This window comes from Deltaproteobacteria bacterium (assembly GCA_040223695.1).
Taxonomy (GTDB): Bacteria; Desulfobacterota_D; UBA1144; order Nemesobacterales; family UBA2774; genus JAVKFU01.
The window spans coordinates 121,566-137,537 of the sequence record JAVKFU010000020.1; the positions used below are offsets into that span (position 1 = coordinate 121,566).

The window sequence follows — 15,972 nt, forward strand, 5'->3', positions numbered from 1 at the left end:
GCAGGTTTGGATATACGGGTAATCCGCTTAATTACTATATGTAATTATGTAAGCTCTTTGCCCGTATGAATTTTGTACACCGAAAATCATAGCTCATAGAGGGTCTCGTCAATTTCGGGTTTTGCATCGGCTTTCTTGCCGCGCTTCTTCTTTTTGGAATCGAATTTGAACGACTCGTCGTCCAGCAAATCGCCCATCTCCCTTTCTATCTCCTCCGGGTCATCGCCTTTTTCAAGCCGCGCTATGGCCTCTTCCATGCCCTCCCCCATGGAAATACCGGCCGCGTCTGTGAGCTTCCTCATCAAATCCGCGGCCTGCCGGGGGTCGTCCTCATCTATTCCCCGGGATTCTTTCTCCAGCAATTCAACCGCGCGCTCAAGCTTGGTCTCGTCTATATCGGGCATATCCGCTCCGGGACCGGAATCTTCGCCCTTGCTCCGAACTGTGGCGAATGAGGAAAAAACCCTTTCGAGCTTTGCCCTCCTGCATTTGGGGCATTTCGGAACAGTCGTGGTGTCTATTGTGCGCGAGAAGAATTTATATATCGTATTACATTTTTTGCAGAAGAACTCATAAATCGGCATATACGCTTTCCGTGTGTATTAATTATACACAGTAGAAATATACCTTTTCCATAAGCTCCGTAAGCTGATTCAGCAGTCCGGCAAATCATCTGTGCTCCGGGTTCTCATAATCGAACCTGCATCCCGCATCCCACTCCGAGCGCTGGTTCCCGTGAGCGGGTATTCCGCCCGCGTCCTTAATCATTCTCGCCAGGTGGAGCAGGTTCCACGTCATGAAAGTAGTATTGCGGTTGGTAAAATCATTCTCCGGCCCCCCGGAGCCCGGATCGAGGTACGAAGGCCCCGGACCGGCCTCGCCAATCCATCCGGCGTCCGCCTGGGGAGGAATAACGTATCCCAAATGCTGAAGCGAATATAAAATATTCATCGAGCAGTGCTTCGCCCCGTCCTCGTTCCCGGTGATAAGACATCCCCCCACCTTGCCGTAATAGGCATACTGACCCTCATCGTTCAGCTGGCTCGAATTCGCGTACAGCCTTTCAACAATTTTTGTGCACACCGAGGACTTTTCCCCAAGCCATATAGGAGAACCGATAACCAGAATCTCAGCGGCCTGGACCTTTTCATAAATCCCGGGCCAGTCGTCCTTATCCCAGCCGTGCTCCGTCATATCCCCGTATACCCCGTATGCGATGTCGTAATCCACCGGACGGAGCAGCTCAACCGAAACTCCGTTTTTTTCCATGATAGCTTTAGAGATAGTCATTAGTCCCTCGGTATGTGATAACCGGGGCGACTTTTTCAGTGTGCAGTTCAAAAACAGCGCTTTAAGGTCGGAAAAATCCCATTTGCTTTCTTCACACAACATCATCTGTATCTCATTCAATTCCATAACATATATCCTCCTTGAGTTTTAACCCGGCTAACAATATTAGAACGGACAGCCGAATAGTTGTTTATAATATTTTAAGACGTAATAGCGTGTAAAAAGATGCGCGGACGATTATCTATTCGGATAAATATGCGCTTTAATGCCGCTCATCCAGCTCCTCACCGCGCAGCATTTTAAGAAAGGCGCGCCAATTATCCCCCGTAACATTCCTGTCATAGTCCGACATGCTCACGTGCTGATCTTCCCTATCCATATTTATTTCAATCCCCCAGAGCGGCTTGACACTGTTAGGCAAGAGGGAGTACCTGAGATCTCCCAGTACGTTCGGATAATCGGGGTGTATGACCAAATAACCGTCGGAGAAATGTTGAAAACGGAGTATGTCTTTGTAAAGGACCGAATTTTTATCAATGTCATGAAAATTATTCGTGAGTTCAACCGCCTCAAGCGAGCCGCCTTCATAAATTCCGGGTCCTGACAACAGGCCGGCTCTGACGGCGTCCACATAATACTCCCCCTCACTTTCGTATATCGATCGCCAGAGTACGAGATTGCCTATCGAGGGATGCACGGTGATACGCTCAACCTCATGGCCTCTGCCGTCGGCAATCGTCCTCATAAAATCCTCCGCCCTTTCCCTCTGAAAAAGCCCGAAAAGAAGATAGAGAACGGCAAAGGCGAGTCCGGCCCGGGCGATATAACGCGAGTTTTTGAAAACAGCGATCACAACAAAGCAGGCCAGCATGAGCGTGAAGACGGGATCGATAATGGATATGACATTCCACCCTATTCTCCAATCCGAAAACGGCCACAGGAGCTGCGTGCCGTAATTGGTGCATGCGTCCAGAAGACCGGCGGTCGCGTATCCCAGGGTCGCGTAGAGATATACCTTCCCGAAACTCATGCGCTTTTTCATGAAGGGCCAGAGCAGCCCCGCCGCGACCAGACCGCCCACGGGAATAAATATCAGCGAATGGGTGAAGTGCCTGTGGTATTCGAGTACAAGAAGAGGGTCTTCCGAAGAACGGATAAGAACATCTATATCGGCAAGCACCCCGGACAGAAAACCGACAAGAGCCGCCAGCCGTATCTCCTTTTTGTTTGAAACGCTTTGAGGCAGGACCGCTCCCACCAGTCCCTGGCTTACAGGGTCCATATCATTCCTTTTCTATCCGTTGTGGAATCAATTTCGCTAAAGCGTCGTCCATCCCCCGTCAATCACAAGGTCGGAGCCAGTTACATACCTCGCTTCATCGCTTGCGAGATAGAGAACGGCGTGGCCGACCTCCACAGGCTCGGCGCGCCGCACGAGCGGAATCATATCCGCGGCTATCTTATCGAGCTGCTCATCCGCGTCGGGAGGATTTCCCATAAACTCGGGGTCCATTTTGGTTTTTATATAGCCGGGGCAGACGGAATTCACCCGGATATTGTCTTTGGCGTGGTCGAGCGCCATACTCCTGGTTATCTGTCTCACCGCTCCCTTGGACGCGTTATAGGCGACGCAGTTCTCCATTCCCACCATTCCGAGTACGGACGAGTTGTTTATTATCGAGCCGCCGCCGTGCTTGGCCATATAGGGAACCACGTATTTACTCACAAGGAAAACACCCTTTACGTTTATATTTATCGTCCTGTCCCACACATCCGCCGTAGTCGTAACCACCGTGCCTCCCTCGAGTATTCCGGCGTTGTTGAACAGTATATCGATCCTGCCGAACTGTCCGTAAAAATCATCGACCGCACTTTTAACATCCTCTTCGACCGAGACGTCGCCTTCGAGTGCTACAATCTCTCCCGGCCCTTCAGCCGCCGAGACCACCTCATCCAGCTTCGATTTCGTCCGCCCCATTATGCCCACTCTGGCGCCCTCTTCACAAAATAGTAGCGCCGTCGCCCGCCCTATGCCCTCCCCTCCTCCGGTTATGAACGCGGTTTTTCCTTCCAGTCTCATATCAGTTGATCCTCCCGTCTTTTCAAGTAGTTATTGGAAATTCTACTTAGATTGGGAATCCGAAACAAATGAGTCGCTTATCAAAGGAGAAATTAAGCGGCTGTACTTACAAGCCTTAAATCCCCGGCCCGCATTCTATGCTGTCCTGGGAAAGGCCGGGACCCATGTTTAGCTTTTCATTCGCGTCTCTCAAAGCGGTTCTGACTCCCTCTTCTATAACGGGGTGGTAAAAAGGCATATCGAGCATATCGCATATTGTCATCTTATTCTCGAGCGACCACGCGAGCAAATGCCCTATGTGCTCGGCCCTCGGACCGAACATCTCGGCTCCCAGGAATAATCCGCTCCCGTATTCAGCGTATATATGGAGCAAACCCCTGTTTTTAAGCATCACCCTGCTCCGGCCCTGATTCTCGAAAGAGACCTTACCCGTAACGAAGCAAAGATTTTCCCTTTCCTTGAGCTCATTATAACCCTGTCCCGTGATAGCTATCTGGGGCTCCGTGAAAACAATCGTAAGCGGCGTCGTTCTCCGCCCCGCCCTTATATCGGGGAAGGCGGCCGCGTTCTCCCCCGCAATATGCCCCTCGTCCGAGGCTTCGTGAAGTAACGGCAGGTGGTTGTCCGCGTCCCCTGCGATGAAAACAGAGCTTTCTCCGCACTGAAGCGTAAAACGGTCGTAGAGCGGAACCCCTCTCCCGTCAAGCTCAAGACCGGTGTTTTCAAGCCCTAGATTCTTTACGTTAGGCACTCTGCCCGTGGCCGCAAGCAGGTAATCAAAACTTTCGGTACGATCCCCGCCTTCGAGGTCCCTGAACTTCACAGAAATTTTATTCCCATTCTTTTCGACGCTGTAAACCAGGGCGTCGGTATCGACATAAAATTCTTCGGCGAAGGTCTTCGCGGCGTATTTTTTTATCTCGGGATGATTTAGCGGCCCGACGAGTCCGTCTTTGCTCAGTATTATCGTCCGAACCCCCAGACGGTGGAGCGCCTGACCCAGTTCGAGACCTATTATTCCCGCGCCGAAGACGACCGCCGATTCGGGCAGATCGTTCCAGTAAAAAATATCGTCATTTACTATCAAACGGTCTCCCAGCCCCTGAAACATGGGCAGAACCGAGGGGCTTGACCCGGTCGCGATTACAATCGACTTTGCCTCGACGGTTGTATGGTCATCCACCTGAAGGGTGTTTCCGTCCAGAAACCGGGCACGACCCCTGATATTATATTCACCGGGGATCGACTCGACTTTATCCAGGACAAATCCGACGAAGCGGTCCCTCTCACTTCTGACCCGCTCCATAACCTTAACTCCGTCGATAGTTTTTCCCCCATTGGTGTAAATTCCGAATCCCGGCGCCTCTTCAATCGAGTGCGAGGCTTCGGCGGCGGCGATCAACAATTTACTCGGCATACACCCGATTCTCGCGCAGGTGGTCCCGTATTGTCCCCCCTCGATCAAAACCACTTTATCGGTATTTTTTTTGGCGCTGCTGTAAGCGACCATCCCGGCTGTCCCCGCGCCTATAACCGCTACATCCGCTTTTAAATTTTTCAAAATTGCTCCTCCCGGATTGTAAATTCAGGTATTTACAACAGACAGAGCTACGTGCGAAGAATTAGACGAGAAGTTTCGACCCCCTCTTCTCGGCTTCCGATATGTCCGTTTTTCTCGACTTCGGAACATCCATACCCTTTTTCACAGCCGGACGTCTCCTCACCGTTCTCATCCATCTCCTCAGGTTCGGAAGGTCGTCTATGTCCACGCCCGCCCAGTTATGTACGGCTATCCAGGGATAGGTCGCAATATCGGCAATGGAGAAAAAGTCGCCCGCCAGGAATTCATTACCCTCAAGCCGGGTATCAAGCACGGTATAGAGCCTCTTGGTCTCACGCTGGTAGCGACCTATGGCGTAATCGATTTTTTCTGGCGCGTACCTGTAAAAAACATGTGCCTGCCCCTGCATCGGGCCTATTGCGGACATTTGAAACATGAGCCATTGAATAACAGTCGAGCGTCCATTTATATCCTGAGGCAGGAGCTTTCCCGTTTTCTCGGCCAGGTATATCAGTATTGCGCCCGACTCGAAAAGTGTGAATCCGCCGTTATCGTGATCCACGATTGCGGGAATTCTCCCGTTGGGATTAATTTCAAGATACCACTCCTCCTTCTGCTCCAGTTTGCTCAGATGTACATGAATTAGCTTGTACGGAAGCTCTATCTCCTCAAGCATGACAGAGACTTTCCTTCCGTTCGGCGTTCCCGATGTGTAAAGATCGATCATAGATGCCCCCCTTGGGATTTACTCATTGCTGACCCAGTTTTAAATAAGCTTACTCAAAGAATTTAGTTGATAAAAACTATTTAAGGGATTCCTCAAGAAATGATTTTGCCGAGATTATTTCTTCATGGGTAAGGCTGTGACCTCTGTTGTGCCAGAATACTTCCACCCTGGCGCCTGAATCCGTAAAAAGCTTTGCCAGAGCCTCTGACTGCTCGGGCGCGACTATAGGGTCGTTTGTCCCGGCTGTAATGAAAATTTCCACGTGAGACAGATCAGGGAGACTTTCAGGGACGAAGGGAACCATCGGGTGAAATAAAACCGCTGCGTTGATTAAATCCGGGAACGATAACATTGCGCTTGAGGCTATGTTGGCGCCGTTTGAATATCCGGCTGCAACTAATTTCTTTTGATTTATACCGTATGCTTCGGTCGCGTTTTTGACAAATTCGGCCAGCTCGCGGGTCCTCAAACGGAGATCCTCCATATCGAAAACGCCTTCCGCAAGCCGCCTGAAAAATCTGGGCATCCCGTTTTCCAGAACTTTTCCGCGCGGGCTCAGCACCGCTGCTCCCGGCAGCATCATTTGCGCTACCGGAATCAGGCTTTCTTCGTCGCCGCCAGTCCCGTGGAGGAGCAAAATAGTTTTTTCATACGAGGGACCTGACGGCGGGATATATATATAATGAAAACCCAGGTCAGGATTATCCATGAGATTTAAGCAAGCGCTGGAAGAACGCCTTCAATCTCCTTTCTCTTGTCCTCAAGCCAGTCGGGAAGCATCAGATTTTCTCCCAGTTCGTTTATGTTCTCGTCCACTGTAAATCCCGGTAGGTCTGTCGCGATTTCAAACAGCACGCCCCCGGGCTCCCTGAAATACACGGATTTAAAATAATTTCTGTCCAGCTGCGGGGTAACGTTGAATCCGAGTTCTATAAGCCTTTCTCTCATTTCTAGCTGCTCGGCCTCATCCGCGACCCTGAACGCTATGTGATGTACGGAGCCCCCGGCCACACTGCCGCGCTGCCCTGAAGGGAGGCATACAAGGTCAATAATATTCGCGTGCTGAGAGTGCGGGTTCCGAAACCTGAAACGGTTCATATGCTCGTCCGTTTTCTTGTAGCCGAATACCTCGGTAAGCAAACTCGCAGTGCTCTCATAGCCTTCAAGCGTCAGTGTGGCGTTGTAAAAACCCCTGACGGCGTGCTCTTCAGTGACGCCGTCTATTACCCACGGACTCACGCCGTTATCTGTCGAATCGGCAGCAAGCTCGAGTTTAAGCCCGTCGGGATCGAGGAAAACGATAACTTCTTCTCCAAACCTCTGTGAAGGATTGTTATAGGTGACGTTGTGGCTGCGGAATCTTTCCAGCCAAAAATCAACAGAGTCCTGCGAAATGCTAAAGGAAGCGGACGTCACCTGTCCCGTCCCCGCCCTCCCCCTTCTGATACCCTCCCAGGGAAAGAAGGTGAGTATAGTCCCGGGCTCTCCGCCCGCATTGCCGAAATAGAAGTGATACGTACCGGGGTCGTCGAAATTTACCGTCTTTTTTACCAGCCGCAATCCGAGCACCTTCGTATAAAACTCGTGGTTCGTACCTGCGTTTCCCGCAATTGCCGTTATGTGATGAATTCCCTTTATCTTTCCACCCATATTCCACTCTTAAAAAATCAAAGTATTTAGTCGAATGTCGTTAATAAAGAGCTAAGCGGCTTTTGATTATACTCCCTTGCCTAGGTCCGGCATTCCGGTTACGTAATTTAGAACCGAGCATCGCCCCATGTAATCTCCTCTCCCCTATCTTCCCGGTGATTAACTATTTTACGCTCTTTAATTCAAAGTCCTCTATACTCCAATCGGCCAATCCGGCCCCGGCCAGATAAGCGCTTTCCAAAAATTCAAGCAGAGCGGATTCCGGATTTTCCGACTTCCTCATATCGTTATACATGTAAAGGGCCATGGAATTGCCGCCCCCGGTGTTCCAGAAAGCCTCTTTGGGGCTGAGCGCCTGGCCCGAGAGGTTCTCGGGCTCGGGATACGTATACGAATAGAACGCGGGCTCCCTTACGTTCTCATCTCCCGCCCAGAACCCGAAGCTGACTACCTCATGCGAATACGCTTCACGGTCCGCTACCGTTCCCCCGTCCATAGGGGGGGCAGGTCTTCCTGAAAATCTTGTAAGCGCGAGGTCGGCGTGATGCCAGAACAGATGAACGGGAGTGCTTTTGCCTATAAATCTCCCCCTAAATTCCTCAAATACGGAATTCACTTGAAACAGTGCTGTCCAGTAGCGATGGACGTATTCCCTGTTGTAAGATGAGTGCTCCCGATCAACTTCAAACGGCTTATCGCTGAATGGAACATCATAAGGCTCTCCTTTTATAGAAACGCTGACACCCAGTTCGGATAATGAAGAAAATAGTCTCTTGTAGAATTCAGAGACCGGCAAAGCATTCAATTCAAAAGACCTTGCCGATCCGGTACTCGTTCTTATGATTAATCTGTGGTCTATGAAATCGAATTCAATCTCGAATAATATATTTCCGTACGGAATCGGCCTCGTCGTAATACCCCGCGGGGATAGGTACAGGGTCACATGCCACCAGTGATTCATTTTGGGGAAGAGCGCGAGCCGTATCTTGCCCACGATCTGAAAGTATAAATGAAGCGTATTTTTCGTATCCTCCCATTCCTCAAGCGGGAGCGCAGGAAAGATTAAACCGGAATCGCTGTTTGTTAGTTCATCTTTATCCAATTTATCCATTTTGTTTCCTCCGGTGCTCGAAACGGACCCGATTCGTTTTTTTTATGTTAGCTGAAAACCGGGCAATAAGAAGTCCCGAGGCTTCAAAATTATAAGCCGCCCGCGCTTAAGGTGATCAGTACCTGGAATATTCCGGGTCAAGGTAAATGTACAGACGCTGAATCTTGCCGTCCCTGATTTCAAATACGTCGCACCATTTGCTGTCTGTCCAGGACTCGCCCGATTTTAGTTTTCCCTCGCTCGATCCCTCTGCCACAACCATATCGCCCTGTACGATCCAGTTGATATACCCGTGATGGTGCCTGAAATCCTCGACCATAGCTCCAAGGTCCGAAAAGAGCTTTTTATATTCTTCGCTGCCGCGGGCGATACCCCAATTGGGAAAAAACACCTCGGCATCTTCAGCGAACAGGTGGAAAAAATCCCTTCCGTAATCGAGGCTCTTCAGATACTCGGATGCAATCGATTTTCTTTCCTCGTCCGTCATTTTCAAGTTCTCCCTCTTTTTAGTTGATATATATTCTATTAATTTGGTATAATTTTTCAACTGCGTACATTTTTGTACTATAGTTACAATTTGTATACCAATGGCATCAAAATCATCTAAAGAAACGAAAGAAGCCTGCCCGGTAAGCACGGCTATAAACGCGTTCGGCGGAAAGTGGAAACCCGATATACTCTACTTCCTGAATCAGGCCCCGAGACGGTTTAACGAGTTGAGAAGATTAATCCCCAACGTAACCCAGCGTATGCTCACACAGCAGCTGAGAGAGCTCCAAAGGGACGGACTCGTGAACCGCAAACAATTTATGGAGATTCCCCCGAAAGTAGTTTACTCACTGACGGATTTGGGGCGCTCGCTGATGCCGATCTTCAACACGCTCGAGAACTGGGGAAAGAAAAACGCCGGCAAGGTCGAGAAGGCTAGAACCCGATACGATTCTGCTAGTAGACCCAAAGCCGTCAAGTAATGCATCGGTACTCGTATGACTATTATTCGCCATCTCTCAAATTAAGAAGCCAGAAATGTATCGGGGACATATCCCTGAATACGTCAAAGCAGTAATCGATGAAATCCGGTGAGTATATCTCCTCCGGAATGGGACTTTCGCGATAGGCGTAGAGTCCGTTATGACGCAGTAAATCAGCTCTCGGATGCCGGGTGTCGTAGCCTGCGGGCACTCTCTTGTAATGCCTGCCTCCGACTTTGTAAGAGTTGTTCCCTGTTATCGATGCTACGGCCCGGCTCAATTGCCCCCCTCTTTTATCGTTCGTAACCGAGTCCCTGTAGGACTTTATCATGTCCCTGGGGAAACAGTGCATACCCGCGCCCATAAAAATCGACGATTTATTAAGCTGAAGATAGTAACCCGAGTTTTCGAGCTTTTTTCTCCCGCCCTCCCAGAAAAGGATGCCTATGTGAGTCTTATAAGGGGTCTTGTCAGCGGCGAATCTCGTATCTCTGTAAATTCGGAATATCGATTTATCCGTCTTCGGTATGGCGACAATCCCGGGGGAAATGGCTCTAAGACGCTCTCCCATTTCCACTACAAACTCCTGAGCGGGTCCGATTACGTGCTCTTCAAAGACGTCCCGGTGCCCCTGAAACCAATCTTTTGTATTATTGCGCTCTATAGGTCACTTAGGAATTCAAATGTTTCCTTGGTAAATCCCCCGAATTTGCTTTCGTTCGTCATTCAGCGATCCTCTCTAAGCCGGAATCTTTAATGCGATAATTGAGTACTTTCGATACCCCCGCAGGTGTTTTATACGCGCTAATTACCGAGAGACTGAAGGGCTTCCTCGAAACTGCTATGGCATCTCGTGTAAAATTCTTCCTGCCGCAAACCTTCACGCCAGCGAGACAAATCGGGATAAGGAGACAAATCCACCTGAGCTGCCTCGGCCGGGTCAAGGGCAGCCAGGAGATTCAAATCAGCGAGCGTGAGACCTTCCCCCGCCAAAAATCTATTCTCCTTTAACTGATTATCCACTACCGGCAGGAAACGCTCGAGAAAAACGAGACCGTCACTGATCGATCTCTCGTCCACCTCGACATTTACAAAAGGAGCCAGGACACGGTTGAAAAATACACGTGTAAGGGCTGTAGCGACATGGAGAGAAGTAAAATCAATCCACTTGTCTATATTCGCCCTTAACCGCAGGTCCTGCGGGTATAGAGAAGAACGGTTTTTTTCCGAAAGATATTTCGATATAGCATTGCTTTCAAAAAGCGTAAATCCCCCGTCGTCAATTACCGGGACCTTTCCCACGGGATTAAGCTTTAAAAACCGCTCCGTCATGTGCTCCCCTTCTGCCAGATTAACCATGATGAATTCATAATCGAGGCCGAGCTTGTTTGCCGCGAACCTGACCTTATTCGTAGGAACCGATACGACACTCCCGTAGATTTTAAGCATTACCGCAGCCTCCTTTAAAACAGCATTGTACCACGCAGTACAAAACTAATTGTACTAATCAGTACATGTAAGTCAAGGCTCCAAAAAATTATTCGGAATATGATTTCAGGTATTGTACTGCGTGGGCGACGGCATTCTCAGCCGCGTTTGAATCCCGGTTAACCTTGGCGAGCAATAAAGCGCCCTGTACTGTCGCTATGCAGAAATCCGCCATGGACTCCGGGTCGGATGTTTTTTTAATCTCCCCCTCCGCTTTCATGTTCTCGAAGAACAAAGCGATCTTATCCCTCATGTAATCAAAGACCAGCTTTACGTCGCGGCGTATATCCTCATTATCGGAGGCAAGCTCGTTTCCGATCGACCCTATCGGACAGGACCTCCGGCAGTCGAACACCCTGATTCCGTCTATGTGATCGTAAAAGAACCTCTCAAGGTCATTCCAGCTCTCTATATTCACATTCACAGGCGCTCTGCCGCTTTGAATAATTTCAAGATAGAAACGAAGGACCTCGTGAACAATATCCTCTTTGCTCCCGAAGTAATGATAGAACTGGCTCTTGCCGGTACCGGAGGCCTCCAGAATCTGATCTATGCTTGTAGCGCGGACGCCGTTACTGTGAAACAGCTCTCTTGCGGCTTCAACTATCCGCGCCCGGGTCCTGCCGCCCCTTTCCGATAAAACATTCATAATAATATTGTACTAATCGGTTCAATCTTATCAAATAAACGGTTATACGATTTTTCAGATGGTTCTTTGATCCCGTCCCCTGATTCTATATAGCCTGATGAAGACCACTATATGTGTAAAGATGATTATCGGCACCAGAAAAGTCGGCAGTAGACTCAGTGGAAGCTTCACTAACCTACTCATTGACACAGGATCGGATATCGCAAGGGTGGCAGCGGTGGAAATGACATATAAAATATCTATGAACCCTATCAAATTCCAAAGAAAATAAACCCCGCTTCCTGCCCCGCCCTTTGGCGGAATAAACAGAACGACTATCAGAGCCAGAGCGGCGACAATGATGTCACCCCATCCTCCGGGTACGGCGAAATTATACGGCAGCTTGCCCTCGGAGTAAAGTATAAGAAAGTAAATCCCTATAAAACGTGTAACGTGGATCAAAACCAGGACTCTTACGTCAACCGTCAGACACCAGGACTTGAAGCCAGGGGACAATAAGAAGAGCAGAAATAAAATGACAACCAGGCCGAAAAGAATAATCTGCGGGGCGGGGGGCACTAATGAGGCAGTAAAGCCCAGAGCCCCTGCTATGAATGAGATCAAGAACCAGACAGCACTAAGAGAGACCACTTTATATGTCATATTTCTCTACAGTCAAAAAGTGAAATTATGAATTTTTATTCCCCAGATTGAATAAACTGAGCGGTGTATAAACAGACCCCTCTTTTCCTAGCTCACTCTTCATAACCCCTATTTTATCAATTTCAAAGGAAGTTCTCTCTGGCATCGCGAGGGGATTTTTCAACTTTAACCTGCTCTTAATCCTCCCGACTGTTACATGGGGGGTAAATTTGCGGCGCTCACTTACGAAACCGAGAGAGCCAAGCTCCCGCTCTATCTTTTCGTGAAACGCCTCAAGCTCCCGGTTTTCGGATAAACCGACATACAAAATACGGGGATTTCGAAGGTTGGGGAAGCCGCCGAGCGTTGTTACATTCGTTTCGAACGGAGAGAAAGCGGGAAGAAGTTTATCTATCGCCGCAGTTACCAGGCCTGTCTGTAACTCGTCCACATCACCCAGAAATTTGAGTGTCACGTGGAGCTTTTCGCGTCTCTCCCACTTGACCCCTTCGCACGCGGGTTTTAGAGCCCCTAAATATTCGTTTATGAGTTCTTTAATTTCTTCAGGCAGTAAGGCTGCAACGAACACCCTCAATGTATCGCACCGTCAGTATTGCTTCGGAATAAGCTTTTTTTCAGAATTGGAGAATCATCCGCTGTGTGCTGCTACTTACACCATGTGGGAAAGGATTTACCTCCCCCCTGGCTGAGTCGTCTCTGATTCTCCCCGTTCAGGTACATAATGTAGATATCCTTGGCCGCGCTTCTCGTGGAGCTGAACGCAATATAATGACCGTCGGGTGACCAGGACGGGTTCTCGTTTCTACCCGCGGCGGTGAGCCTTTTCTCTTCGGACCCGTCGGGACTTACAGTGAATATGTTGGCCCCTCCCCCGTCGAGCTTCACGAACGCTATCTTGTTAACCTGAGGACTCGGGGACCACGAAGGGTCGGTGCTGTATCCTCCGGAGCTGATCTTCCTCACGCCGCCGCCGCTTGAGCTCATCACGTATATTGCCGGGGAGCCGCCTCTGTCCGACACGAAGGCTATTCTGCCTCCGTCGGGCGACCACGTCGGCGAGACATCTATGGAATTGCTCCTCGTCAGGTTAACTGCCCCCTGGCCGTTTGAGCCCGACACGTATATATCGCCGTTCGCGCTGAAGGCGAGCTGTTTTCCGCTCGGAGACCACTCGGCGCTCTGCTCGAGCTTGAACGCACGGGTCAGCCTGCGTTCCGATACGCTGGGACTGAGACTGATAAGGTATAAATCCTGATCCCACACCTTGTCGGAGTTAAACACGATCTCGTTTCCGTTAGGAGAGCAATGGGGAGACATAATCAGGGAGCCGTGTTTCGTCAGCTGCTTTATATTAAATCCGTCATAATCCATTATGAACAGATTCCTGTTTCTGGAGCCTCCGGATACGAAAGCCAGCCGCGACGTGAAGAACCCATCGTTCCCCGTTATCTGTTTCATCACCAGGTCGGCGAATCTGTGGGCCGCCTCTCTGATCTTTCCCGGTGTAGCCTCGTACGATCTCCCCAGGATAGGCCTCTCTTCTCTCACGTTATAGAGCTGGACGGCGAATTTTATCTTTCCCCCGCTTGACTGATACTGCCCCGCAACGAGGTAGTCCGCGCCCGCGTCGAAAAACGTCTGGAAGCTTATATTGTTTATATCCCCGATCACCTCTCCGCCTGCGCTTACCTCAAAAAGCGCGGCGTTCTCAAGGTCATTTCTCAATACGTCCGCGAATTCCTGCCCCTTGGGATCGCCGGGTCCCACGCTTGTGAGATTCGGGACGAAAATGGGGATCTGCTGAATTATCGGGCCTGTGACGTCTGGGAGCTGGATTTGAGAGTAAGCCGCCGCCGTGATCGTAAAAAAAGCGGAAATCATGAAGATTAGTATTCTGGAAACCATATTAGCCCTCCGCAGCAGTCTGCATAAAGTAATTTGTTAACATAACAGCTATCGAGAATAAATTTAGCCTATGAGCAAACGAAAAGCCACCAAAAAACATTTTTATACGAGAAACAGGCGGTAACCGCTTATTGTTCCAGTTCCACGTTCCAGTAAGAGATATCCACGTAATTCAGGAACGGCTCCCACTCCTTGTACCGTACAGCCTTGATGTATATATTCGAAAACGGGTCCCACAGGGGTTTCTTGGGCTTTCTTCTGAGCTTCATTCTCGCCTGTAAAGGCGTGCGGCCGCCTTTCCTCCGGTTACAGTCGACACAGCAGCATACGACATTATCCCATATGCTTTTTCCGCCCTGCGAGCGGGGCACGACGTGGTCTATTGTAAGCTCCGAGCGGGAGAACTTTTTAAGGCAGTACTGGCACATTCCGCCGTCTCTTCTGAATATGTTGATTCGGTTAAATTTCGCCTCTTTTCTTATAAAACCCTCGTACCTGACCAGCAGTATCACGCGAGGGGTTTTAATTACGGCGCTTACGGTCCTGACTACATCCTCTTCAGCCCTCATTTCGGAGATATCGGCCCAGGATTCGAAATCGAATGTCTCGTAATCGCTGCCTACAGCTTTTGCCACCCCGCTGTACATCATCACAAACGCCCTTTTCACGCTTGTGATGGTGACCGGGACAAAATATCGATTAAGGACCAATACAGGTGAAGTCAGCATTTAGTATAGTGAATCTACCTATTTTTAGTGATTATTTCAAGAAAATAAGCGTTAAGACTGCGTTAAGAAAAACCTTGAATGCACTCACGGGGGGAAACAAATTACTTGACTTATATCAACTTCCGTTCAAATTATTAGTTGTCAAATAAAATGAATACACTCTTCACAGCCCTTATAATACAGATTGCGCTTTGCGCCCTGTTGTTCGTTTTTATCCTGTACCTGGTTACGAGAACCCAAAAGCTAAGGAAAGACATCAAAACAAGAGTAGAAAATCTCAGGACCGACTCAAAAGACACATAAATGTATCCGGAAATAATAAAAATCGGCAATTTCACTATCTCTTCATTCGGACTGATGATAGCGCTCTGCTTTCTGGTCGGGTACTGGATAGTCTCCGTCGAGGGGAAAAGAAAAGGCCTTCAAGACAAGCTCGTAAGCAATATGTTCCTGGCCGCAATGATAGGCGGCATAGTAGGAGCCAAGCTTCTTTATTTATTCGAAAATGTCCCTGTCTCCGAGCTCCTGAGGCACCCCTTGGAAAATCTGCTTTCCAGAGGGGGTCTCACCTATTACGGAGGCTTTTTCGGCGCGATACTTCTCGTCTGGATAATAGCTTACAGAGGGAAACTCAGCATGTGGGTGGTGGGAGACCTGGCCGCGCCCGCCCTGGCGATTGCCTACGCCATCGGCAGGGTCGGATGCTTACTCGTCGGTGACGACTACGGAGTTCCTTCAAATCTCCCCTGGGCAATGTCTTTTCCCGAAGGGCTGCCCCCGACAACCGATACCGTACACCCGACTCAGCTGTACGAAATCATAATAATGTCGATCGTATTCGTGTATATATGGAAAATACGCAAGAAAGTAAAACCCGCCGGATGGCTTTTTTCCATATATCTTATCCTTGCGGGACTTGAGAGGTTTTTCATAGAGTTTATAAGGAATACAACACCGAGCCCTATCCCCGGGCTTTCCGTTGCTCAGGTTATGGCCCTTGTGATCATATTGATTGGAGCGTTCAAACTGTATTCCTTACATTCCACGGCGGAGAAAGTGCCTGAACCAGAGCGTCCGAAAAAATTCGGCAAGAAGAAAAAGGCGTAACTCGTAAGGCCCTTAATTATCAGCAAATAAATTCCTTTCCATACAAAACCGCTTGGGTATCTT

The 15,972-nt window shown here is 49.3% G+C and carries 20 protein-coding genes; 3 read left to right on the forward strand and 17 right to left on the reverse strand.

Going from position 1 to position 15,972, the window contains the following annotated elements; genetic code table 11:
• Window positions 1-86: 86 nt before the first annotated feature.
• The 10 genes from RIG61_13625 to RIG61_13670 all read right to left on the reverse strand — a co-directional run bounded on the left by RIG61_13625 (window position 87) and on the right by RIG61_13670 (window position 8,906).
• Window positions 87-584 (reverse strand): zinc ribbon domain-containing protein, encoded by a 498-nt coding sequence (locus RIG61_13625; GenBank protein ID MEQ9620196.1) that lies wholly within the window; start codon window positions 582-584, stop codon window positions 87-89.
• A gap of 85 nt (window positions 585-669) precedes the next feature.
• The gene (locus RIG61_13630) at window positions 670-1,416 is read right to left on the reverse strand and encodes a flavodoxin family protein (protein MEQ9620197.1); all 747 of its coding nucleotides are present in this window, start codon (window positions 1,414-1,416) and stop codon (window positions 670-672) included.
• A 136-nt stretch (window positions 1,417-1,552) separates the two neighbouring features.
• On the reverse strand, window positions 1,553-2,572 hold the full coding sequence (locus RIG61_13635) for a metal-dependent hydrolase (GenBank protein MEQ9620198.1): 1,020 nt from the start codon (window positions 2,570-2,572) through the stop codon (window positions 1,553-1,555).
• A gap of 36 nt (window positions 2,573-2,608) precedes the next feature.
• Window positions 2,609-3,370, reverse strand: a complete 762-nt coding sequence (locus tag RIG61_13640) for a glucose 1-dehydrogenase (protein ID MEQ9620199.1) — start codon at window positions 3,368-3,370, stop codon at window positions 2,609-2,611.
• A gap of 115 nt (window positions 3,371-3,485) precedes the next feature.
• Window positions 3,486-4,931, reverse strand: a complete 1,446-nt coding sequence (locus tag RIG61_13645) for a dihydrolipoyl dehydrogenase (GenBank protein MEQ9620200.1) — start codon at window positions 4,929-4,931, stop codon at window positions 3,486-3,488.
• A 61-nt stretch (window positions 4,932-4,992) separates the two neighbouring features.
• Complete coding sequence (locus RIG61_13650; GenBank protein MEQ9620201.1) at window positions 4,993-5,658, reverse strand: glutathione S-transferase family protein; 666 nt, start codon at window positions 5,656-5,658, stop codon at window positions 4,993-4,995.
• Window positions 5,659-5,734: 76 nt separating this feature from the next.
• Window positions 5,735-6,367: an alpha/beta hydrolase gene (locus RIG61_13655; GenBank protein MEQ9620202.1), complete on the reverse strand. Its 633-nt coding sequence runs from the start codon at window positions 6,365-6,367 to the stop codon at window positions 5,735-5,737.
• 5 nt (window positions 6,368-6,372) lie between these two features.
• A complete protein-coding gene (locus tag RIG61_13660) occupies window positions 6,373-7,308 on the reverse strand; it encodes a ring-cleaving dioxygenase (protein MEQ9620203.1) in 936 nt (311 codons plus the stop codon).
• Between the two features lie 163 nt (window positions 7,309-7,471).
• The gene (locus RIG61_13665) at window positions 7,472-8,419 is read right to left on the reverse strand and encodes a DUF5996 family protein (GenBank protein MEQ9620204.1); all 948 of its coding nucleotides are present in this window, start codon (window positions 8,417-8,419) and stop codon (window positions 7,472-7,474) included.
• 115 nt (window positions 8,420-8,534) lie between these two features.
• Window positions 8,535-8,906 (reverse strand): nuclear transport factor 2 family protein, encoded by a 372-nt coding sequence (locus tag RIG61_13670; protein MEQ9620205.1) that lies wholly within the window; start codon window positions 8,904-8,906, stop codon window positions 8,535-8,537.
• A gap of 100 nt (window positions 8,907-9,006) precedes the next feature.
• On the opposite strand from RIG61_13670, the gene RIG61_13675 reads away from it, so the two are divergent.
• Window positions 9,007-9,390 (forward strand): helix-turn-helix domain-containing protein, encoded by a 384-nt coding sequence (locus RIG61_13675; protein ID MEQ9620206.1) that lies wholly within the window; start codon window positions 9,007-9,009, stop codon window positions 9,388-9,390.
• A 22-nt stretch (window positions 9,391-9,412) separates the two neighbouring features.
• Here RIG61_13675 and RIG61_13680 read toward each other — a convergent pair whose 3' ends face one another.
• The 7 genes from RIG61_13680 to RIG61_13710 all read right to left on the reverse strand — a co-directional run bounded on the left by RIG61_13680 (window position 9,413) and on the right by RIG61_13710 (window position 14,802).
• Entirely contained in the window at window positions 9,413-10,054 is a 642-nt protein-coding gene (locus tag RIG61_13680; protein ID MEQ9620207.1) for a DUF2461 domain-containing protein, read from the reverse strand.
• A gap of 140 nt (window positions 10,055-10,194) precedes the next feature.
• On the reverse strand, window positions 10,195-10,839 hold the full coding sequence (locus tag RIG61_13685) for a glutathione S-transferase family protein (protein ID MEQ9620208.1): 645 nt from the start codon (window positions 10,837-10,839) through the stop codon (window positions 10,195-10,197).
• Window positions 10,840-10,927: 88 nt separating this feature from the next.
• Window positions 10,928-11,527, reverse strand: a complete 600-nt coding sequence (locus RIG61_13690; GenBank protein ID MEQ9620209.1) for a TetR/AcrR family transcriptional regulator — start codon at window positions 11,525-11,527, stop codon at window positions 10,928-10,930.
• A 54-nt stretch (window positions 11,528-11,581) separates the two neighbouring features.
• Window positions 11,582-12,169, reverse strand: coding sequence for a hypothetical protein (locus tag RIG61_13695; GenBank protein MEQ9620210.1), 588 nt, complete (start codon window positions 12,167-12,169; stop codon window positions 11,582-11,584).
• 25 nt (window positions 12,170-12,194) lie between these two features.
• Entirely contained in the window at window positions 12,195-12,737 is a 543-nt protein-coding gene (gene thpR, locus RIG61_13700) for an RNA 2',3'-cyclic phosphodiesterase (protein ID MEQ9620211.1), read from the reverse strand.
• A 77-nt stretch (window positions 12,738-12,814) separates the two neighbouring features.
• The gene (locus RIG61_13705; protein MEQ9620212.1) at window positions 12,815-14,074 is read right to left on the reverse strand and encodes a hypothetical protein; all 1,260 of its coding nucleotides are present in this window, start codon (window positions 14,072-14,074) and stop codon (window positions 12,815-12,817) included.
• 128 nt (window positions 14,075-14,202) lie between these two features.
• Window positions 14,203-14,802 (reverse strand): HNH endonuclease, encoded by a 600-nt coding sequence (locus tag RIG61_13710; protein ID MEQ9620213.1) that lies wholly within the window; start codon window positions 14,800-14,802, stop codon window positions 14,203-14,205.
• Between the two features lie 150 nt (window positions 14,803-14,952).
• Here RIG61_13710 and RIG61_13715 point away from each other — a divergent pair, with 150 nt between their 5' ends.
• Both RIG61_13715 and lgt read left to right on the forward strand, forming a co-directional pair.
• A complete protein-coding gene (locus RIG61_13715) occupies window positions 14,953-15,105 on the forward strand; it encodes a hypothetical protein (protein MEQ9620214.1) in 153 nt (50 codons plus the stop codon).
• Window positions 15,106-15,909: a prolipoprotein diacylglyceryl transferase gene (lgt, locus tag RIG61_13720; protein ID MEQ9620215.1), complete on the forward strand. Its 804-nt coding sequence runs from the start codon at window positions 15,106-15,108 to the stop codon at window positions 15,907-15,909.
• Window positions 15,910-15,972 lie beyond the last annotated feature (63 nt).